This is a genomic window from Tardiphaga sp. OK245 (assembly GCF_900108575.1).
GTDB classification, from domain to species: Bacteria; Pseudomonadota; Alphaproteobacteria; order Rhizobiales; family Xanthobacteraceae; genus Tardiphaga; species Tardiphaga robiniae.
In genome coordinates this window covers 789698-813537 of the sequence record NZ_FNWZ01000004.1, presented here as the reverse complement: position 1 = coordinate 813537, position 23840 = coordinate 789698, and the positions used below count along the sequence as shown (strand labels likewise).

General features: G+C 62.3%; 24 protein-coding genes. 10 read left to right on the top strand and 14 right to left on the bottom strand.

From position 1 onward, the window contains the following. Window positions 1-8: 8 nt before the first annotated feature. From BLW80_RS22465 to BLW80_RS22450, 4 genes are all read right to left on the bottom strand, one after another. The gene (locus BLW80_RS22465; RefSeq protein WP_139285887.1) at window positions 9-218 is read right to left on the bottom strand and encodes a hypothetical protein; all 210 of its coding nucleotides are present in this window, start codon (window positions 216-218) and stop codon (window positions 9-11) included. A 150-nt stretch (window positions 219-368) separates the two neighbouring features. Then, the gene (locus tag BLW80_RS22460; protein WP_231081223.1) at window positions 369-1571 is read right to left on the bottom strand and encodes an ABC transporter substrate-binding protein; all 1203 of its coding nucleotides are present in this window, start codon (window positions 1569-1571) and stop codon (window positions 369-371) included. A 396-nt stretch (window positions 1572-1967) separates the two neighbouring features. Further along, window positions 1968-2333, bottom strand: a complete 366-nt coding sequence (locus tag BLW80_RS22455) for a DUF1304 domain-containing protein (protein ID WP_093759737.1) — start codon at window positions 2331-2333, stop codon at window positions 1968-1970. A 231-nt stretch (window positions 2334-2564) separates the two neighbouring features. Continuing rightward, window positions 2565-4319: a phosphodiesterase gene (locus BLW80_RS22450; protein ID WP_093759735.1), complete on the bottom strand. Its 1755-nt coding sequence runs from the start codon at window positions 4317-4319 to the stop codon at window positions 2565-2567. 207 nt (window positions 4320-4526) lie between these two features. Here BLW80_RS22450 and BLW80_RS22445 point away from each other — a divergent pair, with 207 nt between their 5' ends. Then, the gene (locus BLW80_RS22445) at window positions 4527-4853 is read left to right on the top strand and encodes a hypothetical protein (protein ID WP_093759733.1); all 327 of its coding nucleotides are present in this window, start codon (window positions 4527-4529) and stop codon (window positions 4851-4853) included. A 15-nt stretch (window positions 4854-4868) separates the two neighbouring features. Here the strand turns inward: BLW80_RS22445 and BLW80_RS22440 are convergent, their stop codons facing one another. The 3 genes from BLW80_RS22440 to mtgA all read right to left on the bottom strand — a co-directional run bounded on the left by BLW80_RS22440 (window position 4869) and on the right by mtgA (window position 6952). Next, a complete protein-coding gene (locus BLW80_RS22440; protein WP_093759731.1) occupies window positions 4869-5531 on the bottom strand; it encodes a hypothetical protein in 663 nt (220 codons plus the stop codon). Window positions 5532-5805: 274 nt separating this feature from the next. Further along, a complete protein-coding gene (gene rpmF, locus BLW80_RS22435) occupies window positions 5806-5991 on the bottom strand; it encodes a 50S ribosomal protein L32 (protein WP_068732923.1) in 186 nt (61 codons plus the stop codon). 298 nt (window positions 5992-6289) lie between these two features. Continuing rightward, window positions 6290-6952 carry a monofunctional biosynthetic peptidoglycan transglycosylase gene (gene mtgA, locus BLW80_RS22430; protein ID WP_093759729.1) on the bottom strand — a complete coding sequence of 221 codons (663 nt, stop codon included), beginning with the start codon at window positions 6950-6952 and terminating at the stop codon, window positions 6290-6292. A 168-nt stretch (window positions 6953-7120) separates the two neighbouring features. Here mtgA and BLW80_RS22425 point away from each other — a divergent pair, with 168 nt between their 5' ends. The 3 genes from BLW80_RS22425 to BLW80_RS22415 all read left to right on the top strand — a co-directional run bounded on the left by BLW80_RS22425 (window position 7121) and on the right by BLW80_RS22415 (window position 10532). Beyond that, window positions 7121-8047 carry a polyprenyl synthetase family protein gene (locus tag BLW80_RS22425; protein WP_089262697.1) on the top strand — a complete coding sequence of 309 codons (927 nt, stop codon included), beginning with the start codon at window positions 7121-7123 and terminating at the stop codon, window positions 8045-8047. Between the two features lie 13 nt (window positions 8048-8060). Further along, window positions 8061-8759: a DUF1345 domain-containing protein gene (locus BLW80_RS22420; protein ID WP_093759727.1), complete on the top strand. Its 699-nt coding sequence runs from the start codon at window positions 8061-8063 to the stop codon at window positions 8757-8759. Window positions 8760-8927: 168 nt separating this feature from the next. Beyond that, the gene (locus BLW80_RS22415) at window positions 8928-10532 is read left to right on the top strand and encodes a Na+/H+ antiporter (RefSeq protein ID WP_093759725.1); all 1605 of its coding nucleotides are present in this window, start codon (window positions 8928-8930) and stop codon (window positions 10530-10532) included. Between the two features lie 66 nt (window positions 10533-10598). Here the strand turns inward: BLW80_RS22415 and ispG are convergent, their stop codons facing one another. The 4 genes from ispG to BLW80_RS22395 all read right to left on the bottom strand — a co-directional run bounded on the left by ispG (window position 10599) and on the right by BLW80_RS22395 (window position 14285). Beyond that, the gene (ispG, locus tag BLW80_RS22410) at window positions 10599-11882 is read right to left on the bottom strand and encodes a flavodoxin-dependent (E)-4-hydroxy-3-methylbut-2-enyl-diphosphate synthase (RefSeq protein WP_093759723.1); all 1284 of its coding nucleotides are present in this window, start codon (window positions 11880-11882) and stop codon (window positions 10599-10601) included. A gap of 49 nt (window positions 11883-11931) precedes the next feature. Continuing rightward, window positions 11932-12846, bottom strand: coding sequence for a DMT family transporter (locus BLW80_RS22405; protein ID WP_093759721.1), 915 nt, complete (start codon window positions 12844-12846; stop codon window positions 11932-11934). Between the two features lie 42 nt (window positions 12847-12888). Continuing rightward, complete coding sequence (locus tag BLW80_RS22400; protein WP_092139844.1) at window positions 12889-13374, bottom strand: Fur family transcriptional regulator; 486 nt, start codon at window positions 13372-13374, stop codon at window positions 12889-12891. A 155-nt stretch (window positions 13375-13529) separates the two neighbouring features. Further along, entirely contained in the window at window positions 13530-14285 is a 756-nt protein-coding gene (locus BLW80_RS22395; RefSeq protein WP_170849762.1) for a helix-turn-helix transcriptional regulator, read from the bottom strand. A 486-nt stretch (window positions 14286-14771) separates the two neighbouring features. Between BLW80_RS22395 and BLW80_RS22390 the strand changes: the two genes are divergently transcribed. From BLW80_RS22390 to BLW80_RS22375, 4 genes are all read left to right on the top strand, one after another. Further along, window positions 14772-15617 carry an outer membrane protein gene (locus BLW80_RS22390; protein ID WP_244528386.1) on the top strand — a complete coding sequence of 282 codons (846 nt, stop codon included), beginning with the start codon at window positions 14772-14774 and terminating at the stop codon, window positions 15615-15617. A 180-nt stretch (window positions 15618-15797) separates the two neighbouring features. Then, window positions 15798-16277, top strand: coding sequence for a MarR family winged helix-turn-helix transcriptional regulator (locus BLW80_RS22385; protein WP_093759716.1), 480 nt, complete (start codon window positions 15798-15800; stop codon window positions 16275-16277). Next, a complete protein-coding gene (locus tag BLW80_RS22380; RefSeq protein ID WP_093759714.1) occupies window positions 16270-17424 on the top strand; it encodes an HlyD family secretion protein in 1155 nt (384 codons plus the stop codon). Before BLW80_RS22385 ends, BLW80_RS22380 begins: the two co-directional genes overlap by 8 nt. A gap of 4 nt (window positions 17425-17428) precedes the next feature. Then, a complete protein-coding gene (locus tag BLW80_RS22375; RefSeq protein ID WP_093759712.1) occupies window positions 17429-19000 on the top strand; it encodes a DHA2 family efflux MFS transporter permease subunit in 1572 nt (523 codons plus the stop codon). A 9-nt stretch (window positions 19001-19009) separates the two neighbouring features. Here the strand turns inward: BLW80_RS22375 and BLW80_RS22370 are convergent, their stop codons facing one another. Further along, on the bottom strand, window positions 19010-20074 hold the full coding sequence (locus BLW80_RS22370) for a protein kinase family protein (protein WP_093759710.1): 1065 nt from the start codon (window positions 20072-20074) through the stop codon (window positions 19010-19012). Between the two features lie 323 nt (window positions 20075-20397). Between BLW80_RS22370 and BLW80_RS22365 the strand changes: the two genes are divergently transcribed. Continuing rightward, on the top strand, window positions 20398-21534 hold the full coding sequence (locus tag BLW80_RS22365) for an ABC transporter substrate-binding protein (protein ID WP_093759708.1): 1137 nt from the start codon (window positions 20398-20400) through the stop codon (window positions 21532-21534). A gap of 7 nt (window positions 21535-21541) precedes the next feature. After that, window positions 21542-22423: an SMP-30/gluconolactonase/LRE family protein gene (locus tag BLW80_RS22360; protein WP_093759706.1), complete on the top strand. Its 882-nt coding sequence runs from the start codon at window positions 21542-21544 to the stop codon at window positions 22421-22423. Window positions 22424-22513: 90 nt separating this feature from the next. On the opposite strand, the gene pcaG is transcribed toward BLW80_RS22360, so the two are convergent. Both pcaG and pcaH read right to left on the bottom strand, forming a co-directional pair. Further along, window positions 22514-23095 (bottom strand): protocatechuate 3,4-dioxygenase subunit alpha, encoded by a 582-nt coding sequence (gene pcaG / locus BLW80_RS22355; RefSeq protein ID WP_093759704.1) that lies wholly within the window; start codon window positions 23093-23095, stop codon window positions 22514-22516. After that, window positions 23095-23796 (bottom strand): protocatechuate 3,4-dioxygenase subunit beta, encoded by a 702-nt coding sequence (pcaH, locus tag BLW80_RS22350; protein WP_093759702.1) that lies wholly within the window; start codon window positions 23794-23796, stop codon window positions 23095-23097. The genes pcaG and pcaH overlap by 1 nt, the downstream gene beginning before the upstream one ends. Window positions 23797-23840 lie beyond the last annotated feature (44 nt).

Sequence of the window (23840 nt, the reverse complement as noted above, 5' to 3'; positions counted from 1 at the left end):
TTCAGATATCAAGTCACCAGGATAACACGATGCAGGTGCTGGTTTGGGGTGCCGGCTGCACTGACTATCTGGTGATGCACTTGCGTAATGACACGCGCCTGGTTCTGAAAATCGATGAAGTGGCCGACTGCAAACCCCATGAATGGCGACGTGTCGGTCATGCGCAGGATGACCTGGCCATTGATTGCGCCAATCGTGACCGCGACTTCGTACTGCATGCTATCCCCCATAGAGCAGCGGCTAACTTCCAAGATCGGCGGTGGTGTTGGCAAGCTGTCTCTCACCGTTCGGCGGATCGCGCCTTCGGCTAACCAGCCTGCGAAAAGCCACGCGCAGGGATACCCGCGCGTGGCTTTGTCGTGTGCAGCCTAACCCGCCGAGTCATCCTCGATGATCGGGCCGAACAGTTCCCAGCGCTCGCCGTTGAAGCGCTGCATCTGCAGCTGCTTGTTGACGCGGTAGTCGGTGGGCGAGGTGGAGAGGCTCATGCCCGGCAGGCCGAGGTCGGTCTTGAAGCCCGAAATGCTGCTGGCCTGCTTCATCACATTGGCGCGGGTGAGGTCGTCGCCGCAGCGCTTCAGCACTTCCACCATGAGCTGGGCATTGCCGTAGCCATAGGTGTTGAAGTTCGAGTTCTTGTCGCCGTCGGGATAATATTTGTCCATGAAGGCCATGTAGCGCTTCATGCCCTCGTCATCCTTCCACTGCGGGTCCAGCGGGTCCTTGCCGTAATTGGTCGAAATGAGACCCTTGGAATTGTCGAGCCCCGCAGGCACCAGCACCGCGCCCACCGATGTCGCATTGATGTCGACGATGTGGATCGGCTTCCAGCCGAGATCAGCCACCTTCTTGATCGCCTGCGCGGCGAATTTCGGCGTCGAGGCGTTGAACAAGAGGTCGGCGCCGGAGGACTTCAGCTTGACGATCTGCGAGTCGATGGTCGGGTCGGCGAGCTCATAGGAGGCCTCCGAGACGATCATCGACGCGGCCTTGTCGCCGAGCCCGGCCTTCATGCCGGTGAGATAGTCGCGGCCGAGATCGTCGTTCTGCCACAGGATGGCGATCTTGGCGGTCGGATGGTTCTTCAGGATGTATTTGGCGTAGATCCGGCCTTCGGTCTGGTAGTTGGGATTGTAGCCCATGGTCCAGGGGAAGTTCTTCGGATCGGTGAAGCGCGTGGCGCCGGTGGCGGCGAACAGTTGCGGCACCTGCTTCTGGTTCAGATATTTCTGCACGCCCGCATTGGACGGCGTGCCGATGATCTGGAAGGTCAGCAGCACCTCGTCGGATTCGACCAGCTTGCGCACCTGTTCCACGGCCTTGGGCGGCGAATAGGCGTCGTCATACTGGATCAGGTTGATCTTGCGGCCGTTGACGCCGCCCTGGTCGTTGACCATCTTGAAATAAGCGAGCTGCGTTTTTGCGATCGACGAATAGGCCGAGGCGGGGCCTGAGAACGGCACGGTCTGGCCGATCTTGATCTCGGTATCGGTGGCGCCGGGATCGTATTTCTTCTGCGCGGATGCCGGATTGATCGCGGCCGATGTGGCCGTGAGCGCAATCGCCGCCATCCCGACAAATTTAGCCGTCGTGGCGAAGCGATGAAGAAGCGAAGTTCTCATGTCGTTGCCTCCCTGATGATATGTCATTCGACAGTCGTTCCCGTGCGGGCGCCGTCGTTACCGGGGAGTGTGAGGCAAGGATTTTGAGTTGGCAAGGCGAGGAGATGGGCACTTTCCCTCACCTCTCCCCGCTCCCGGCGAAGCGAAGCTTCGCTAGGCGGGGAGAGGTCGCCGCGCCTTCGCGGCGGGTGAGGGCGGAGCGCCGATGTTGATGCCAATTCGGTAGGCGCGGTTCGGACGATCAGTGCGATCCGCGGGCGAGCGTTTGTCGCCGGCCGCGTGCCATGCCCCTCATCCCACCCTTCTCCCCGCAAGCGGGGAGAAGGAGCCGCGCGGCGCTCCAGGCTAACTTGCGAGTGACAACACGATCAGCGCCAGCGCCGCCGGCGCGGCCTGCACATAGAGAATGCGCTTGCTCACCGTCGCTGCGCCATAGGCACCGGCGACGATCACGCACAGCAAAAAGAACGCCTTGATCTGGAATGCGAAGGCTGGCGTGGAATGCAGCAGGCCCCAGATCAGACCGGCGGCGAGGAAGCCGTTATAGAGGCCCTGATTGGCGGCGAGCACCGCGGTGATCTCGGCCTTCTCCGGCGTATTTTTGAAGGTCTTCAGGCCCTGCGGCTTCTGCCAGAGAAACATTTCCAGCACGAGAAAGTAGATATGCAGCGCCGCGACCAGCACGGTCAGAAGATTACCGATGAAATTCATGAGAGTCCCCCGTTAGTATCCCCAGCGTCATTCCCGGCAAACCAATTGGTTTGCCTGAGGGCGCGAACGCCTCTTGGCGGTCGCAAACCCGGAATCTGGATGTGCTCATACCATAACAAGATTCCCCGCCACTCCCATTGGAGTGGCTGAGGTTCGCATTCTCAACTTCGCTGAGAAAGCGCCCCGGAATGACGAAGGTAGATAGCCCGGAATGACAGTGTGGGACCGAAACTATCCCACCGCCGGCTTCGGCAGCGATGCCGGGTCCAGCCACGGACGCGCGGATGACGCGAGGCCGGTAAGGCGACCCTGAATGTAGTCGCAGCCCCAGTCGCGCAGCATCAGGCCGGACTCCTCGTCCTGCACCCATTCGGCGACGGTCTTGATGCCGAGCCGGTGGCACAGATCGATCAGGGTCTGCACGAAAGCGCGGTCGTCGGCGGAATGTGCGATGTTCTGCACGAAGGCGCCGTCGATCTTGACGATGTCCACGCCGAGCTTGCGCAGGTTGCGGAACGAGGTGTAGCCGGCGCCGAAATCGTCGATGGCGATGCGGCTGCCGAAATTCTTCAGCCGCGTGACGAAGCCGCGGACGTCGTCGAGGTCCTGGATGGCCACGGTCTCGGTGATCTCGACGATCAGCCGCTGCGCGACGCCGGGATGCGCCGCCATCATCGACTCGATGGAGGTCCACCAGTCCGGATCCATTGTCGTATCCGGCGAGATGTTCAGCGAGAGCTGCACATCCGGCGCGGCGGCCAGCTCGGCGACGACCAGTTCGAGCACGCGGTGATCGACCAGCCGGATCAGCCCCAGCTTCTCGGCCACCGGCACGATATCCGGCGCCAGCAGTAATTGCCCGTCATCCTGCTTCATGCGCACCAGCGCCTCGTAGAAAGCGGGGGTACGGCTGTCGGCATGCATCACGGGTTCGAAGGCGGTGACGATGCGGCGCTCGTTCAGCGCAGTCACGATCTCGTCGGTGACGCGGATATTGACGCGGCGCTGCGCATCGCGCTCCACATTCGGCCGCCACAGGGCAAAGCTGCCGTGGCGGCGGCGCTTGGCGCCGTTCAGGGTTTCCTGCGCGCGGTTGACGGCTTCGTTGACGTTCTGCGCATAGCGGGGAACGCTAACGGCGCCGATGGTGGCGGTCACCGAGACCGGGCCGGACTGGGTCGGAATGACGTCGTCGCGGATGCCGACCAGAAAACGCTCGGCGGCGATCGTGGCATCGTCAACAGTGCAGTTCTTCAGGATCAGGCCGAACTTGTTGCCGGAGAAGCGGCCCATCACGTCGCCGCCGCGCAGCCGCGCGCGAATCCGCCTGGCGATCTCGACGATCACTTCATCCGCGATATCGAAGCCGAAGGCGTCGTTGATCCGCGCCAGATGATCGATGCCGATCAGCATGAAGGCAAAGGACGAGCGGAAGCGGGTGGCTTCCTCGATCGCTTCGGCAAGCGACGCCAGAAGATGCGCACGATTGAGTTCGCCGGTGACGGGATCGTGCTGCGCCAGTTTCAGCAGTTGTTCGTCGCGGGCATGGCGTTCGTTGTCGATGCGGACGACGCCTTCGACACGCACCGCCTTGCCCGCGGCATCAGCACGGCAATTGCCACTCTCCTCGATCCACAACACGGCGGCCGTGGTCGAGGCGCGTAGTCCGTATTCGATCCGGTAGGTGCCGCCGCCGGAAGCGAGTGCCTTGGCCAGTGCCTCGGTGCGAATGCCGCGTTGCGGCTCGATTAGCGTCGCAAGCTCGGCGCCGCTGGCGATGGTCGCGGGGGAAATGTCGGTGAAGATGGCGGCGGCCTGGTCGGTCCAGGTGATCCGGTCGCTGGCGATGTCCCAGATGAAGGCGGCCTGGCCGAGTGCGGCCAGAATCTCTGCTGCCTGCGGCTCGGAAGTGCGACCTGCCTGCAAGGAAGAATCGGCACTCTGGGAAACAGCGGATGTCAAAGTCGCCTCGTTTTGGGACGTCATCGGGTGATTCGCCCCCCGACAATACGGCTCAGATCGCTACAATCGTTAGTCAAAGTTCCTAAAGACTTAAGAAAGTGTAGCCGGGCAGGCCTTCGCAAACCTGATGAGGCCCCGATCTGAGCTGTGGAGGGCCGCGGCACGACCCTTGCGACGCAGAGGGTGGAGGGGCAACCCTCGTCCCGTATTGAGACGCGAGCACTGTTAACGATGTCGATTTCCGCGACCCGCGCTTACGCCACGACGCCGCAGCCGATGCGGCGCGCCGGCGATTTCGTGGTCGAGAAAGATTCGGTCATCGTGGATGCCGTCGCGCTGACGCGGCTTGAGCCGGTGCAGCATACCGCCCCGGTGTCGTCGCGCGTGGCACGACCCGACGCATCCTTCATCGCACATCTGATCGCGACCGCCGAGCAGGCGCCGCAAACGCGGGTGCTGCGCCGCGCTGATGTGGCGGATGTGGAGGCGGCTTACCGGTCGGTGGCAAATATGTATGTTGCGGGATCGGCGATCAACCGCACGCAGCGTATAGCCTGACTCGGCACTCTCCGCTTACGTCTTCGGCTTGTCTTCCGGCGACGCGACGCCACCCGGCTGCAAATCCGGCGATGTAATCTGCGGCGACGTATGTGCCACGACTTCCGGTGGGACCGGGGTCGGTTCAAGTTTCGGCTCGATCCGTTCGACCTTCGGCTCCGGGCGATCGGTCAACACGGCTTCGGCAACTGACGTCGCGGCCGGAACGGGAGCGGGCGGATGCGTCGGAGCGACCGGGGCTGGCGCGGGCTCATAACGCGGTGCCGGCTCCGGTGCATAGACCGGCGCGGCGGCGCGGCGCGGACGGCGGGCGCGCAGCGAGATGCCGGCGAGAAAATCCACCATCGCCGTCAGGGTGATCAGGAAGAAGGTCGCGTTGCCGAATTTCGGCAGCATCACGAATTCAGTAGCTGCCGCGCCGAACACCAGCAGCGACAGGAAATGATCGGTGAAATATTTCGGCGCCGGGCGCGCGGCGCGCATCACTTCGAGCCACAGCAAGAGAATGCTGAGCGCAACGAGCAGGTCGTTGAGCGTCACCATCCAGATGTCTTTGGACATCAGCGTGATCGGGAAGAGGGGGATCGGGCCCGACAGCGCGAGGTCGGGCATCAGGAAGGCGATGATGTTGCAGATCGCCACTGGAATCAGCAGCAGCGGGAAACCGATCGACGCCATCGAAGGCCTTCTTTGCGAGCGAGAGAACCAGAACGTATGTGGGCGATGCAAGACATCACCAAGGTGACGACATCACCGAGGTGACGCGCGCGCATCACCGGGACAACGCATTAGCTCCAGAGTTGGAGCGAATTCGGGCGGAAGACCAGTTCAGAATTATTGTCTGAACAGTTTTCTCGACTTGCCCGCTGGCGCTTCGACCCGCCTGACCCGGACCTTACGTGGACGAGCGAAGGCGGCGCCACCTGACGCGGCGCTGCCCTCCATCCAGTGGTCAGGATTCTTTCTTCACCTTCAGAACCTGACGACCCTTGTACATGCCGGTCTTCAGGTCGAGGTGGTGCGGACGGCGCAGTTCGCCGGAGTCCTTGTCCTCGACATAGGTCGGGGTCTTGAGTGCGTCAGCCGAACGACGCATGCCACGCCGCGACGGCGATGTTTTTCTTCTCGGAACGGCCATAGGAAAAGTCCTTGCAGGTTCTTGGCAGATGGTTTCGATCGGCGCCCGGTGACAGGCGGCCAGCACAGAACGCGCGGGCAAAATCGCTGATAAGGCCGGGCTTATAACGGAATGACGACGCGATGGCTAGGGCGGGGCCGCGGGAATTTTACGGCAAATGGGGCCCCGAACTCGTCGTTCCGGGACAGGACCGGCGGCGAAGCCGACGGGCATGGGCCCGGAACCTCGAAGTGTTTTGAACATATCGGGATTCCGGGCTCGTTCGCAGCTGACGCTGCGCCCGCCCCGGAATGACAGCCTAATTCCAGCACCTCTGCAGCTCCGCCGCCTGCGCCCGTGCCACATAGGTTCCCGCCAGCCGCCGCACCCCCGGCCCCGGCGTCCGGGCACTGCGGGTGACCGGATTGGGCAGGATCGCGGCCAGGAGCGCGGCTTCCCGGGCCGACAGGCTCGAGGCCGGCCGATTGAAGGCATATTCGGCGCCGGCCTGGGCGCCAAACTGCCCGGATGGGCCCATTTCGGCGATATTCAGGTAGATTTCCAGGATCCGCTGCTTGGACAGCATCAGATCGACCCACATGGCCAGCGGGATTTCGAGGCCCTTGCGGATCACGCTGCGGCCCGACCACAGGAATAGGTTTTTCGCCACCTGCTGGGTGATGGTGGAACCGCCGCCGGAGACTTCGCCGTCCTGGGCGTCCTCAATGGCGTTTTGCAGGGAATCCCAGTCGATCCCGCGATGGCTGCAGAATTTGGCGTCTTCGGACGCGACCACGCTGCGCGGCAGGGCCGGCGACATGGCCTTGAGGTCAACCCAGGTCCGCTCCACGGGGGAACCGGTGATCCAGCGCCAGGCCATCAGCGCCGAAATCGGCCGGCCGACGGCATAAAGCGGCGTCAGCAGATAGGGCAGCGCGAGGAGCAGGATCCCGATCAGGATGAGGCGGCGGATGAGGCGCAAGAGGGGCGTTCCCGGTCGGAGCTATGCCGCTGATAAAGCGGGCTTTCCCCGCTCTTTTCAAGCCGGTTAAGCTTGCCGCGACCAATCGCGGCGGGACGCCGCAGGCGCAATTGACGTGGCCTTTGCCATAGAGGATTGTCCGGCCAAATTGTTCTGGAGCTATTCTTAATGTCGACCGGTGCTTCCACCAAAGATTTTGCCTCGCGCCTGGACCAGACCGCGGACGATACCGAAGCCGTACTGACCAAAGTGCTCGCCGATGGCGTGCTACCCGATGAAATCGCCCGGCCGAAGCGGCTGATGGATGCGATGCGCTACTCCTCGCTCGGCGGCGGCAAGCGGCTGCGACCGTTCCTTGTGGTCGAGAGCGCAGCGGTATTCGGCGTGCATCGCGAGCAGGCGCTGCTGGTTGGCGCCGCTCTCGAATGCATCCACTGCTATTCGCTGATCCACGACGATCTACCGGCGATGGACAACAGCGACCTGCGCCGCGGCCGTCCGACCCTGCACAAGGCCACCGACGACGCCACCGCGATCCTCGCCGGCGACGCGCTGCTGACGCTGGCCTTCGACATCGTCACCCGCGACGAGATCCATTCCGATGCGACGGTGCGCCTGCTGCTGACCCGGGCGCTTGCCCGCTGCGCCGGTTTGGGCGGCATGGTCGGTGGCCAGATGCTCGATCTCGCCGGCGAAGGCCGCTTCGGCGACAAGGGGCCGGTCGACGTCGCGCGTGTTCAGCAGATGAAGACCGGTGCGCTGCTGCGTTACGGCGTCATCGCCGGCGCGCTGCTCGGCCAGGCCACGCAGAAGGAATACAAGGCGCTCGACGATTACGGCCGCGCGCTCGGCGAAGCCTTCCAGATTGCCGATGATTTGCTCGACGTCGAAGGCGACGCTGCCGCACTCGGCAAGCCCGCAGGCGCCGATGCCGCGCTCAACAAGACGACGTTCGTGACGCAGCTTGGCGTCGAAGGCGCCAAGAAGCGTGTCGCCGATCTGATCGCCACCGCCGACGCATCGCTGTCGATCTTCGGCGCCAAGGGCGACGTGCTGCGCGCTGCTGCCCGCTTCGTGGCCGAGCGCAAGAACTAAGGAAGCCCTGATCATGTCGGAGACGGGCAAGGATCTCGATGAGCTCCTTGTCCGTTTTCGCAAGATGCCGGCGCCGATCCGCGTCGTCTACGGGCGACCGCGCACGTTTCTGGCGCTTTTGATCGGCGTGATCGCGTTCTTTGTCCTGCCGTCCTCGCTGCGGCTGGTGACGCGCCTGCTGATCGGCTGGGACGTGTTCATCGCGTTCTATCTCATGCTGGTCTACGGCATGATGCTGTCAAGCGGCGGTCAGAAACACATCCGCCGCAACGCCGCCCTGCAGGACGATGGCAGTTTCATCATCCTGCTGGTGGCAGCCCTGGGCGCCTTCGCCAGCATCGCGGCCATCGTGTTCGAACTTGGCGAGGGCCATCGCACGGGCTGGGAATTGACGCTGGCGATCGTCACCATCGCCTCGTCCTGGGCCGCCGTGCACACGACTTTCTCGCTGCACTATGCCCATCAGTTCTATCGCGGAGCCAAACCCGGCGGCCTGGCATTTCCGTCGGGCGATGACGACACGAAGGAGCAGCCCGATTATTGGGACTTCGTGTATTTCTCCTTCGTCATCGGCATGACCGCGCAGGTCTCCGATGTTGGCATCACCGTGAAGAGCATCCGCCGCACCGCCACGGCCCACGGCATCGTCTCCTTCATCTTCAACACGGCGCTGGTGGCGCTGATGGTCAATATCGCGGCAAGCGCGATCTGAGCTTCGACCTCTCCGCCGTCATTGCGAGGAGCGAAGCGACGCGGCAATCCAAAAGGCCACAAGCGAAGTAAGACTGGATTGCTTCGTCGCAAGGGCTCCTCGCAATGACGATCGCATTGACCTCACTTCTCATCCGGGCAAATTAGGCACGCAAAGGATGTCGCCCGCGTGGAAGCCAAATTTCAGATTTTCCTGGTCCTGATCGCCGCCCTCGCAGGTACGGCGTGGCTGGCCAAGCGCATCAGCATTGCCCCGGCGATCCTGCTGCTGCTGGCCGGCATTGCACTGGCCTTCGTGCCGGGCATGCCGTCGATCGAATTGCCGCCGGATGTCGTGCTGCTCGGCGTGCTGCCGCCGCTGATCTATTCGGCCTCCGTCGCCATGAGCTGGCGCGAATTCCGCGCCAATCTGCGCATCATCACGCTGCTCGCGGTCGGCTGCGTGATCTTCACCGCGTGCCTCGTCGCCACGGCGACGCATTATCTGATCGGGCTGCCGTGGTCCGTCGGCTTCCTGCTCGGCGCCATCGTCGCGCCGCCGGACGTGGTGGCGCCGCTGGCGATTGCACGCAAAATCGGCCTGCCGCGCCGCATTCTGGTCGTGCTGGAAGGCGAGGGTCTCGCCAATGATGCGACGACGCTGATCCTGTATCGCTTTGCAGTGGTGGCGATCACCACCGGGGCGTTCTCGCTGCCGAAGGCGGCCGGTACCTTCGTCGCCATCCTCGCCTGCGAACTCGTTTTCGGCCTCGCCATCGGCTGGATCAGTCTGCGCATGCGTCACCGCGCGCGCGATCCGCAGGTCGAAATCACGCTATCGCTGCTGACACCCTATGTCGCCTATCTCATTCCCGAACATTTCGGCGGCTCCGGCATCATCGCCACCGTCGCCTGCGGTCTCTACATTTCCTGGAACGGCCCGCTGCTGATCTCGGCGGCGACGCGTCTGCAGGGCATCTTCTTCTGGGACTTGGTGATCTATCTGGTCGAAGGCCTGCTGTTCCTGCTGACCGGCTTCCAGATGCGGGCGCTGATCGAGAAATCGAAAGCGTTTCCGTTCGCAGAGATCATGTGGGCCACGGTGCTCGTCACCGTCGTGATTATCGTGGCGCGTTTCGTCTGGGTCTATGCGGCGATCTATGTGCCGCGCTGGCTCAGCGCGGATCTGCGCAAGCGCGATCCCGCGCCGAACTGGCAATGGACCTTCGTCGTCGCCTTCACCGGCGTGCGCGGTGCCGTATCGCTGGCCGCAGCGCTGGCGCTGCCATTCACGCTGGTCTCGAACGAAGGCTTTCCGTCGCGCGACCTGATCCTGTTCGTCTCCTTCAACATCATTCTCATCACGCTGGTTGGCTTCGGCCTGTGCCTGCCCATCGTGGTGAAGTGGCTCGGCGTGACCAAAATCGGCCGCGAGGAATATATCGCCGAGCACGAGGCTGAACTCGCTACGCGCCGCGAGGCGCTAGCGACAGCCCTGGCGCGGCTCGATGCCATGACCGACGATCGGGAGCTGTCCGACGAAGTCGTGAAGCTGCTGCGCGCGCGCCACGAAAGCCGCTCGAACCAGCTGCCCGGCGAGCTCGATCCCGACGTCGACGTCTCGGCGGTCGGCATCGATCTGGTGCGCGAACTCATCAAGGCGGAGCGCAAATTCATCCACGCGCAGCTGCGTGACGGCAAGATCACCGACGAGAGCCGCCGCCGCATCGAGCGCGATCTCGATCTGGAAGAGGCGGGGCTGAGCAATCGCGAGTTTCGGCGAATTCCGCTATAGCGCGGTCAAACGAAAATGGCCGGGACGATGCCCGGCCGTTCAATTCAACCTACGTAATTGTGCGACTTACTCGGCCGCGGTGACGACTTCCGGCGCCTTGGCGTTGGCGCCGTAGCGCTGATCGATATAGTCGATCACCAGCGCCTTGAAGTCGGCCGCAATGCTCGGGCCGCGCAGGGTGCGGAATTTCTCGCCGTCGACGAACACCGGAGCGGCGGGGCTTTCGCCGGTGCCGGGCAGTGAGATGCCGATATTGGCGTGCTTGGATTCGCCGGGGCCGTTGACGATGCAACCCATGACCGCAACGTTGAGGTTCTCGACGCCGGGATACTGCGTCTTCCAGCCTGGCATCGAGTCGCGGATGAAATCCTGGATCGAGCGCGCCAGTTCCTGGAACGTGGTCGAGGTGGTGCGTCCGCAACCGGGGCAGGCTGCAACCAGCGGCACGAAGGTGCGGAAGCCCATGGTCTGCAGCAGCTCCTGCGCGACCTGAACTTCCAAAGTGCGATCGCCGCCGGGCTCGGGGGTGAGCGAAATGCGGATGGTGTCGCCGATGCCCTGCTGCAGCAGGATGCCGAGCGCGGCCGAGGAGGCGACGATGCCCTTCGAGCCCATGCCGGCCTCGGTGAGACCGAGATGGATCGCATAGTCTGAGCGCGAGGCCAGCGTCTGATACACGGCGATGAGGTCCTGCACCGCCGAGACCTTGGCGGACAGGATCATCTTGTTCTTCGGCATGCCGAGTTCTTCGGCGCGGGCAGCCGACAGCAATGCCGACTGCACCATCGCTTCACGCGTCACCGCGCGAACGTCTTTCGGATTCGCGGACAGCGCGTTCTCGTCCATCAGCTTGGTGAGCAGTTCCTGATCGAGCGAACCCCAGTTCGCGCCGATGCGGACGGCCTTGTTGTTCTTGTTGGCGATCTCGATGATGTCGGCGAACTGGCTGTCACGCTTGCTCTTGAAGCCGACATTGCCGGGATTGATGCGGTATTTATCGAGTGCCGCGGCGCAGGCCGGATATTCGGCGAGCAGCTTGTGGCCGATGTAATGGAAGTCGCCAACCAGCGGCGTGGTGATGCCCTGCTTGTCGAGCGCTTCGCGGATATGCGGAACGGCGGCGGCTGCTTCGTCGCGGTCGACGGTGATGCGGACCATCTCCGAGCCCGCGCGCGACAGCGCTGCGACCTGGTCGATGGTGCCCTGGATGTCGGCCGTGTCGGTGTTGGTCATCGACTGCACGACGATCGGGGCGCCGCCGCCGACAGCGACGTTGCCAACCATGACCTGTGTGGTGAGGTGCCGGGGCGCCGGACCGGCGATATCAGACGGAATTTCAATCTTGTTCATGGGGTCTCGAATATCAGATTTAGATGACATCCAGCAATGCGTTAGTGGCCTAGGCCCTGACCGGTCGGTTAACGAGGACCAGCCCGGCGACGACCAATAGCGCAGCGAGGCCGAAGGCGGGGGTCAGGTGGTCGCCCATGATGAGATAGCCTGCCGCGACGCCAAACAAAGGGGTGATGAAGGTAAAAGCCGACAATTTGCTGGCGGAATAGGTCTTGATCAGCCCGAACCAGAGCAAAAACGTGAATCCGACCACCCAGAAGGCCTGAAACGAGAGCAGGGATAGCGCCAGAGGACCGGGAACCCGGGTCACGGTCTCGCCCGCCAGCAGCGCCGCCAGGCCCAAAATCGGGACAGACAGCCCGACCTGGTATCCCAATGCCTTTTCAGGCGCGACGTAGAGCAACGGGGTCGTTTTGACCACCAGCGTGGTTGCGGCCCATAGCCCCGCACCGGCGACGATCATCAGATCCCCGATCAGCACATCGGCGGTGACGTCGGGCTGCGGGACGCCGATCGCCACGGCGACACCGGCAAAACTCACCGCGAGTCCGGCCCATTGCACCGGGCGCAGGCGTTCGCCCAGGAATTGATAGGAGCCGAAGGCCACGAAGAACGGCATCGTGTAGAGGAAAACCGCGGCGCGTGAGGCCGTCGTGAATTGCAGGCCGTGAAAGATCAGCACGAATTCGATGCCGAACAGCACGCCGGCAAACAGGCCGGCTTTCAGCGTGCCGTCGCGTTCGAACAACTTGACGCCGCGCATGCGCGCAATGGCCAGGATGACCAGCAGTGCGCCGGCCGAGCGCAGCATCGCCTGCGTGTAAGGCGGGATATCGTGCAGCACCAGTTTGATGGCGATCTGGTTGAAGCCCCAGGTCAGGCACAGCATCAGCACGAGGGCGATGGCGCCGGCGGTGAGTGCGCGTCCGCCGGGTGGGCTGATGATGGTTTCTGCAGACATGAAGCCTCGGACCCGGCTTGTCGCCGTGTTGTTATGGGATCGTCACGCCTGACAGTGCGCGCAGGTTCCGGTGATTTCGACAACAGACAGTTTTGGGACGAAGCCAGTCGTCCGTGCGGCATCATTCAGGCTCTGCGCGACCTTCGTTGCCGGCACTTCGCCGACCGACCCGCACTGGTCACAGATCAGAAACGCGACCATCGAGGCCGTGCCGTGGTCGTGCGCGCAGGCCAGAAAGGCGTTGCGGCTCTCGATGCGGTGAACGAGGCCGTTCTCCATCAGGAAATCAAGTGCGCGATACACGGTGATGGGTGCCGGACGCGAAGTGGTCTTGGCAAGCTCATCGATGATCTCGTAGGCCCCAAGCGGCCGATGGCTCGCGAGCAGCGCTTCAAGCACCTGCCGGCGGATCGGGGTCAGCTTTTGCGATCGGGCCGCACAGACATGCTCGGCATGATGCATCGCGTCCGCCGTACAGCGGTCGTGATCGTGGCCAGGAGCCGGGAAAGTTGGTTTCGGAACTGCCATATGGAGGTAGCTTAACCCGTTGGGTGTGATTGTGCCCGTCTTTTTGGCGTTGGGCCCCAGTCTTACACCAAATCCAGCGGTAAACGACGAACGTTCCCTGCAGATGGGGCGCCAACCGGTCGATTGCAAAGGTTGAAGGAGTATACCGTACCGGATCAAGTCGCGCTTCTGCGCAGATCCGATGGCGAGGTGGCATATCGGCGCCGGAATGTCCGGTTGAAATACGACAAATCGTTGAAGCCGGCCTCGTCCGCGATCTTCCCGATCCGCTCATCGGCCCGCAATGGGTCGAGTAGCAATGCATGAGCAAGGGCCAGACGCCGTTCGAGCAAATATTCCGACAGGCTGAGGCCGTGTTCCCGAAACAGCTTGCGGACATAGTCCGGCGAGATTTTCTGAGCCGCCGCCAGCGTTTCGGCCGAGAGGTCGTGATTTCCGAGGCCTGCTTCGATGGCTGCCTTGATCGCCTGCAAGCGCAGCATGCGGGTGCTGGAAGGTGGAGATATCTCGGAGCGGTTCTCGCAACCGATTGTCAGAAGTGCGATCAGGCTACACAGATCGGCCACGACATGGTGTTGAAGATGGGTCGGGGCGGACCCGTCGAGGTCGATTGCTTCCTGACAATGCGCCATCATTAGCCGCAACGTCCGAGCCTCCAGGAGGACAGGTCGCATGAGCCAGGCGCCGAGATTGGGCACCTTGATCGACAGCGCAGCACGGTCGATCTGAACGATCAGATGCTGCGTCTCAGAAGATGACGTATGCCGACCAGCGTCCCTGGTTGTCATCAAGACCGCATGGTTCTGCTCGATGATCTCTTCGCGGCCATGCTGCGATGCGCGAGCCCGACCTTTCAGAACGACTGCAAACACAACATCGTCAGGCGATGACGCAGTCGCAGCATCCGGCATGCGGTCGTTCGCCGGAAATCCTGTGCCGATAAAAACAATCGCGCCGGGCAACCTGTGCAATGCAGTATCGGTTGAAAACGGGGTGTCCGTCGGAAGAGGGGATTCGACGTTGAATGTCAGGCGCCCGAATTGGAGCTGCGGTGTCGGCAGATTTTCGGAAGCAGCCGCGATTAATGAATCGGGCGTTTCGGGACCGGGCCCTGAAGTCACGAGGATCAGTCCTGTAAGCATTGAACTACATCTTGGTCGTGCCAGTACGGATCGCGTTCATATTCATCGCGTTACTGCGTCTTTGGGCGGTTTCTCTTTTGATAGTTCGCGATGCGCCATGTGGCCTGAACGCAACAAGCAGAACGAATTGCGGTGCCAGTCTCACCCAGTCCTGCCGCGTCGCGTCCGTTCCAAGTCGCTGATGTCTCATTCAACTACACATCATCGAAGCAGGGCCTTCGGCCTGCCTTTGTTGACCTGTTGTTGAGGAGACTGATGGTGAAACGCACCGTATTGGCCGCTGCAGGCCTCGCCATCATGGCGTTTTCGTCGACCGCCGGCGCTGCGGATCTGTCGCCCCGCATGTATACCAAGGCGCCGGTTCTGGTGGACCCCGGCATCAACTGGACCGGATTTTATGTCGGCCTCAACGGCGGCTACAGCTGGGGCAAGGGCGACGCCACTTTCCTGCCGGGTACCGCCTTTGCATCGCCGGTCAAGCAGGATGTCAATGGCGGCCTCGGCGGCGGCCAGATCGGCTATAATTGGCAGCTCGATCGCACATGGGTCGTCGGTCTCGAAGCCGATATCCAGGGGACCGGTGAACGTGGCAGTGCGAACTCTCCGGTGAGTTCGCTGCGGACCACGTTGCCTGGCGGTGACTTCAATCTGCTCGCACTGACCTCGGCAAACAGCTCATGGAGCTTCCCGTGGTTTGCGACCTTCCGCGGCCGCGTCGGCCTGCTGGCAACGCCGGATCTGCTGCTCTACGGCACCGGCGGTCTGGTTGTCGGTGAGGTCAAGTATTCGACACAGACGACAGTAACGGGCCAGATCTTCGGGCCGGGCTCTGCTGGCACGACACCGGCTAGCGCCGCCGTGACGATTCCCGGCACGCTGCTGTCGGAATCGCAGACCCGTGTCGGCTGGACCCTGGGCGCCGGTCTGGAAAAGAAGTTCGGCACCAACTGGTCGGCCAAGCTCGAATATCTGTATCTCGATCTGGGCTCGGCGACCTATTTCGGAGGGACGGCCAACCAGACCTCGGTCGGCTTCCATGACCACGTCTTCCGCGCCGGCATCAATTACGCCTTCAGCCCCGCGGTCGTCGCCAAATACTGATCCTTTCGATCCTCCTGACGACCTCAAGCCCGGCCTCGTGCCGGGCTTTTTGCTGTGCCGCCCATTTTGGGGAGGCCCGGGAGACTTAGCCATGCACTAGTCGCGGGGCTGCGTCGTATCGTCCACCGATGCGTTATTCATAAGCTTGCTTATAATAAGCTAAGTTTACGGAGCGCCTCCATGTCCTGCCAGCCTGACACCGGCACCGATTTCCTGTCCGCTTTGTTCGAGACCCAGCGCATGTTGCGGCTGCTGGCCGACAAGGAAGCGCGCCAGTTCGGCATGACCCGCGCCCAATGGGCGGTGCTCGCCAAGGTCGAGCGCAATGAGGGCCAAAAACAAACCGATCTCGCCGACGCCATGGAAATGGCGCCGATCAGCCTGACGCGGCTGATCGACAAGCTCTGCGACAGCGGCCTGATCGAACGCCGCAATGATGACACCGACCGCCGCATCAAGCGCCTCTATCTCACCGAGGCCGCGCGCCCGCTGACGGCAAAGCTGGCGGTGCTGCGCGGCAACCTGATGCAGGTCGCGTTCGGCGGCGTGAGCGAGGCCGACATGCACCAGCTGGTCGCGCATCTGGAAACCATCAAAGACAATATCCGCGCTGCGCTGAGCCCCGCAGCCACAAAGACCAAGGAACAAGTCTATGGCTGAGCCCGTGCTGAAATTTCCCGACAAGGATGCGCCCGAGGGCGGATCCGATGGCGCCGCGACCACGCAGCGTCAGGGCGCGAAAGGTTTCCTGAAGCGCTATCGGCGAACGTTGCTGCTGGTCGTACTGCCGGCCATCGTTCTTGTTGGCGGCGTCGCCTTCTATCTGTCGGGCGGTCGCTATGTCGGCACTGACGATGCCTATGTCGGTGCGCAGAAGGTGCTGATCACGCCGGACATCTCCGGCAAGGTCGACAAGGTTGTGGTGCGGGAAGGCCAGCATGTCAAAGAAGGCGATGTGCTGTTCGAGATTGACCCGGTGCCGTTCCGGCTGGCGCTTGACGATGCCAGGGCCAAGCTGGCGCAGGCAAAGACCACCTATGACAACCTCGTCAGCAACGTGAAGATCTACGGCCAGATGCAGGATCTGGCGCAGCAGGGCGTCGACTTCAAACAACGCGACGTCGAACGCAAGTCGACTCTGGTCAAGAGCAACTTCGGCTCGCAGCTCGATCTCGACAATGCGGCGACTGCGGCGGTGACCGCGAAGGCGCAGCTCGAACTCCTGAGGCAGCAGCTTGCGACCTCGATGAACCAGTTGCTCGGCAATCCCGATCTGCCGCTAGCCCAGTTCCCGCCTTACGCGCAGGGGCAGTCGGCGCTCGATCAGGCGCAGCGCAATCTCGACCACACCGTGCTGAAGGCGCCGATCTCCGGTGTCGCGACGCAGGTCGATAACATCCAGCTTGGCCGCTTCGCGATGGCCGGCACGCCGATCCTCACGGTGATCGACGACAACAGGCCGTGGGTCGATGCCAATCTGAAGGAATCCGATTTCACTTACATCGCCGTTGGCCAGACCGTGGAGATCGATGTCGATGCGTTCCCGAACCACGCCTTCAAGGGCACCGTCGGTTCGCTGAGCCCCGGCACCGGCGCGCAATTCGCGATCCTGCCGCCGCAGAACGCCACCGGCAATTTCGTCAAGGTCGTGCAACGTGTGCCGGTGCGGATCTATCTCGATTACAACGATCCGTTCGTGAAGCGGCTCAAGGCAGGCATGAGCACTTACACGACTATCGACACCGAGCATCACCGCTCGCTGGCCGGCCTGCTCGGTCTGTCATCGGCCAAGGCTGCTCAGGACTGATCCCATGAGCACGTCGACGCCATCTCCCAGTGCGGTCCCCGGCTTTCGCCGGAACATGGTGACGATCTGCGCCATGACTGCGACCATCATGCAGGCGCTCGACACCACGATTGCGAACGTTGCGTTGCCCTATATGCAGGGCACGCTGTCGGCGTCGCAGGATCAGGTCAACTGGGTGCTGACCTCCTACATCGTGGCTGCGGCGATCATGACCGCGCCGGTCGGCTGGATCGCCAACCGGTTCGGCCGCAAGAAGATCTTCATCGTCTGTTCGGCGGGCTTCACGGTCGCCTCGGTGCTGTGTGGCCTCGCACAGGACATCAACCAGATGGTCGGCTTTCGCCTGTTGCAGGGCGTGTTCGGCGCGGCACTGGTGCCACTGTCGCAGGCGGTGATGCTCGACAGCTACGCGCTGCATGAGCGCGCCAAGGCGATGTCGATCTGGGGCATGGGCGTGATGCTCGGCCCGATCATGGGGCCTTCATTGGGCGCGTGGCTGACTGAAACCTATTCCTGGCACTGGGTGTTCTTCGTCAATCTACCCTTCGGCATCGTCACGGTGTTTGGCCTGCTGGCCTTCATGGACGAGACCAGGACCAATGCAGAACTGAAATTCGACTGGTTCGGCTTTGGCGCGCTGGCCATCGGCATCGGTGCGATGCAGCTCGCGCTTGACCGCGGCGAGCAGCTCGGCTGGCTCGAATCCAACGAAATCGTCATCGAGGCGATCGTTTCGGTCATCGGCTTCTATTATTTCTTCGCGCATTCCTTCACGACCTCGAAGCCGTTCATCCAGTTCGCGATCTTCAAGGACAAGAATTTTGTCGGCGGCTGCGTGTTCATGGCCGTCATGGGGCTGGTGCTGTATTCGACCATGGCACTGTCGTCGCCCTATCTGCAGAACGTGATCGGCTATCCGATCCTCACAGCAGGTCTGTTACTGGCGACGCGTGGCTCCGGCACCTTCGTGGCGATGATGCTGGTCGGGCGCATCATGAAATATGTCGAGGCGCGCACACTGATCATGGTGGGAATGGCGCTGATGTCGGTGTCGCTGTTCTTTACGTCGATGTGGACCGACCAGACCGGCGTGCCGGAGATCGTCATCGTTTCGATCGCGCAGGGGTTTGGCCTCGGTCTGGTCTTCGTGCCGCTGTCCACCGTGGCGTTCCTGACACTGCCAAATCATCTGCGCACCGACGGCACCTCGATGCTCACACTGCTGCGCAATGTCGCGAGTTCGATCGGCATCTCCATCGTGATCGCTCAGCTGACGTCAGGCACCCGCATGGCCCATGCGGTGCTGGTGGAGCACGTCACGCCGTTCAACAACGCGCTGCAGATGCCCAATGTCACCGGCGCGATCAACCTCGCCACCGATAGCGGCCGCGCCATGATGGACGCCATCGTCACGCTGCAGGCCACGATCATCGCCTTCGGGCTGGATTATCAGATGGTGATGCTGGTGACGCTCTGTGCGATCCCGATGGCGCTGATCATCGGCTCGTCCAAGGCGACGTTGCGCGCGCAAGCGGCGAAGCCGGGTGCGGATGAGCATCCGGCGGTGATGGAATAAAGCCGGCCGTCAGCCGAGCAACTCGCGACAGTCGAGATCGTCGACTGCCAGCATGATGCGTTCAAGGTTGTTCCACCAGATCACCGGCGGGATGTTATTGGCCTCCTGCCATACCGGGGTGGTGATCTGCCACAACACGGACAGGCGGTAGTCGTCATTCAGCGCACGCCGGTCGTAGCCGCGCACGCCCCGTGCCACCAGTTCGGCGTGGTAGTGGTCGAGCAAAGGTCGCTCAAAGCGCCGCCGTAGGTCGGGATACCAGTGCATCGCCATCATATAAGCGAGATCGTCCGATGCCGTGTCAACGCGCCAGCTATCCCAATCGAATTGCAGCGCCTCATCGCTGTTCTCATCTTTCGGCAGAAAGATGTTCCAGACATGGGAGTCACCCTGGACGATCGTCATGTTGGAGTGGGAACGGTAGCGTGCCTGCAGGCGCGGCGCCGCGTCGAGCAGCCGTGCGTAGAGCTCGCGCCGCTCGGGTGACAGGCGATCGCCCTGGCGCTCGGTGAATTTTTCCAACTGGCGCGTGAGCGTCTGCACCTGCTGATCCAGTTCGGTGGGCTCCTGCCATGCCCCGATTGTGACGCCGAGGCGGGCATCATTCCACCACGCCGCGTGAAAACGTGCCCGAGACCGAACGATCTGCTCGCATTGTGCGAATGTCGGCGGCTGCGGCCAGGTGGTGGCGACAAAGTGAGACTCAGTGAGGTCTTCGAGCAGCAAATGCCAGGCCTTGGTGTCGGCATCGCTGATCGCTTCGTAGCAACGCGGCACAAGATGCTCGGACATGGCCGAACCAACGGTGTTGTAGAATGCAACTTCGTTGCGGCCGGCATGCCAGAACGTCGCCGCGCGTTCGGGGACGACGGTCTTGAGAATGATGGAGCCCGGTGCATCGGTGTCGTCGCCATCGTAGCTCAGGCGCAGCCGGTCGATCCGAGACAGCACCGTATTGAACGAACGCTCCACGGTGACATCGCGAACGCGACCGTCTCCGAGCACGCCGGACTTGCGAAGCGCGGCGGTGAGATGTTCGGCATCCGCCGCTGGTAGCGGTGAGACTGCTGTCATGGTGGTACACGTCCCGCAAATGAGGAAGCGTCGACGCCGCCATGTTACACGCCGAGGCACAATTTTCGAGCCTCGGCTTGTTGACCGTATTCCCGAGCGGACGATCATCCGGCGGTGATGGAGGGTTCGCGCGTACGACGCGTGAATTAACATCATGTTATGCAAAGTGCCGATTTTGGTATTTGACGGCACATCCTGATCCCCGCAAGAAGCGAATGGGGCAGCGCAGTGGATGTGCGCCGTTCGTCTGGCGAATTTGATCTGGCGGACGCGTGCGAACTGATTGTCGTCCCGTCAAACACAATAAAAATTGGGGAAACACCATGCGATTTCACCACACCGGCCTCCTGGTCGCCGCTGTTCTTGCTCTCTCGATCGTCGAAAGTTCGGCACAAGGTACCGTGAAGATCGCCGACATCGCCGAACTCTCGGGTGCTGCGGCACCGGGCGGCAATAACTGGAAGAACGGTGCGGATCTGGCAGCTAAGCAGATCAACGCGGCCGGTGGCATCCTCGGCAAGAAGGTCGAGATCGTGCATCTCGACACGCAGTCCAATCCCACCATTGCCCGTTCGCAGGTCCAGAGAGCGCTTGATGACAATCCGTTCGCGATCCTGGGGCCGACCGCATCAGGCGCCGTGAAGGTGACGATGCCGCTGGTCGAGCAGGCCGAAATTCCGCAACTGGTTGCGGCGCAGGCCGCCGACCTGACGCAGAGCGGCAATCCGTTTCTGTTCCGAATGAATCTCGGTCAGCAGACCGGCATGGTGAAAATCGCCGACTATGTCGACACGGACCTGAAGGCGAAGAAGGTCGCCGTGGTCTGGATCAAGAACGATTACGGCAAGGGCGGTCGCGACATCTTCGTCGACCAGATGAAGAAGCGCGGCATCGAGGTGGTGGTCGATCAGTCGACCGAACCCGGCCAAGTCGATTATGCGGTCGATGCGCTGAAGGTGAAAAATTCCGGCGCGGATGTCGTGTTCGTCTACCTGACCTATGAGGAAAGCGCGCGTTTCCTGGTCGAAGCCCGCCGGCAGAAGATTACCCAGCCGTTGGTCGGCGAGACCTCGCTGCTCGGTCAGATCGTCGTCAACCTGGCGGGTGAAGCGGCCAATGGTGTGCGGGGCCTGCTCGGCCTCTCCCCGGATGCGCCGCTGGAGCCTGTGAAGGCCTTCAAGGAGGCTTACACCAAGGAATACAATTCACCGCCGGACTTTACGGCGATGGGCGGGTATATCGCCGTCAATGTGATCAAGGCTGCGACGGAGAAGGTCGGCAAGTTCGACAGCGCGGCAGTCGCCAAGGCGATGCATGGCACAATCGATGTCGCTCAGCATCCCGGCGTGCTGATGACGACAACCTGGGACAAGAATGGTGACGTCGAGCGCGACACCTTCATCGGTGAACTCGTCGATGGAAAGACCAGGATCATCCGCACGTTGCCGGCCGCGAAGTAATCCAGGCATGACCACTCCGATCATTCAGGCCGTCATCAACAAGCAGGACCAGCTCGGCGAGACGCCGCTGTGGTGCGAACGAACACAGAAACTGTGGTGGCTCGATATTGAGCGCCCCAGGCTGCAATCGCTCGATCCGGCGACCGGCGCCTATCAGTGCTTCCCGTTCAAATGCACCTTCGCGGGCAGTCTTGCGCTCTGCGCCAGTGGCGATTTCCTCATCGCCCTGGACAACGACCTCTACCGGTTCGATCCGGAGAGCGGGAAGCTCGACTTTTTCGTAGCTGTCGAGCCCGCGACACCGAAGACCCGGCTCAACGACGGGCGGGTCGATCGTCAGGGCCGCTTCTGGGTCGGCACGGTCGACAACCAGTTCAAGGAACCGCTCGGCAGCCTCTATCGCGTCGATCCGTCGGGCAAGGTGACGCGGATGTTCGAGGGGATCATCTGCAGCAACACGCTGGCGTTCTCGCTGGACGGGCGCACGCTGTATTTCTCCGATACCCGCCAGTACGTAACCTGGGCGTTCGATCTCGACACCAAAACCGGCGATCTCAGCAATCAGCGGGTGTTTGCGGACTACATCGCCGACAAGAGTCGTCCGGATGGCGCCTGCGTGGATTCGAAAGGCTATCTCTGGAACGCGATTTTCGCCGGCCATCGCATTATGCGCTACGCGCCGGATGGTCGCGTTGATCGGGTCATCGAGATGCCCGTCACGAATCCAACCTGCGTCTGCTTCGGCGGCCCCGATTTTGCGACGCTCTATGTCACGTCGGCGACGAAGATGATCGAGGCGGATATGCTGGCGAAGGAGACCCATGCCGGCGCGGTGCTTGCGCTCGATGTCGGTGTGCGCGGGTTGCCGGAAAGCAGGTTCGATATCTGATCAGGGTTGTTGCTCATTGAGGAGATGCGGGGTTCGAAGAAGAAGGCCGGCCATACCCGGCCTTCTTCTTTGTGTGACGATGGCGAAGACTCACACGTCGAAGAACACCGTCTCGTTGGCGCCTTGCAGGTGGATATCAAACCGATACACGCCAGGCGCCGTCTTCTTCGCGATGATCGTTGCACGGCGGTCGGCCGGGACGAGGTTCATCACCGCGTCATCAGCCGTCGCGGCTTCGTCCTCGAAATAGATACGCGTCATCGACTGCATCGTCATGCCGCGGCCAAACACGGCCATCACGATATGCGGCGCCTGTTCTTTGCCATCGATGCCCGGCACGGCGCCTGGCTTTACAGTGTCGAACGAATATTCGCCGGCATCGGTGGTGCCGGAGCGACCGAAACCCTTGAAGCTCGAATTCGGCAGCCCGCGGGTATCTTGCGGATCGGCGAAACGGCCCTGCGCATCGGCCTGCCAGATTTCCAGTACGGCGTCGGGCACCACCTTGCCGTCGCCGTCATAGATCACGCCTTCGATGCGGATCTTGTCGCCGGTGACGTCGGGTGTCAGCAGGTTGCTGGTGAAGGCGTCGTTCCAGGCGTATTTGCCGTTGGGTGTCAGGCCGTAGGCATAGAACGGACCGACGGTCTGCGACGGGGTAATTCCGGGCATCAGTGATTCTCCGTCGGGGTGGCGTTGCGGCCGCGCAGCACGATGTTGAAACGATAGGCCAGCGCCCAGCCAGGCTCAGTGACGTCGAGGTCGAAATCCGACACCATGCGCAAGCGCGCCTTTTCGTCTGTGACCGAGTTGAAGATCGGGTCGAACGGGAACAGCGGATCGTTCGGGAAATACATCTGCGTCACGAGGCGCGAGACGAAGGAATGGCCGAACACCGAGAAGTGGATGTGCGCAGGGCGCCAGGCATTATGGTGATTGCCCCACGGATAGGCGCCGGGCTTGATAGTGACGAACTTGTAGTTGCCCGCGGCGTCGGTGACGGTGCGGCCGGCGCCGGTGAAGTTCGGATCGAGCGGCGCGGGATGCTGGTCCCAGACATGCACGTAACGTCCGCAGGCATTGGCCTGCCAGAGTTCGACCAGCGTGTTCGGCGCGCCGCGGCCGTCCTCGTCCATCACCGTGCCGTGCACGATGATGCGTTCGCCGAGCGGCTCGCCCGCATGCATGGTGGTGAGGTCATGATCGCCGGGGCGTACCGTCTCGTGGCCGTAGACCGGTCCTGTCGTTTCCGACAGTGTGTGCGGCATCAATATCCGCTGCTTCTGCGGCGCGCGCTTGATGGTGCTCTTGTAGCCGGGTGAGAGGCGCGGCGCGTGCGCCGCATTGCTCTCGATGGGATAGATTAGCGTCATGCTGTTTTTCCCTCTTTTGCCGCCGCGGATCCCGCGGCGGCGGT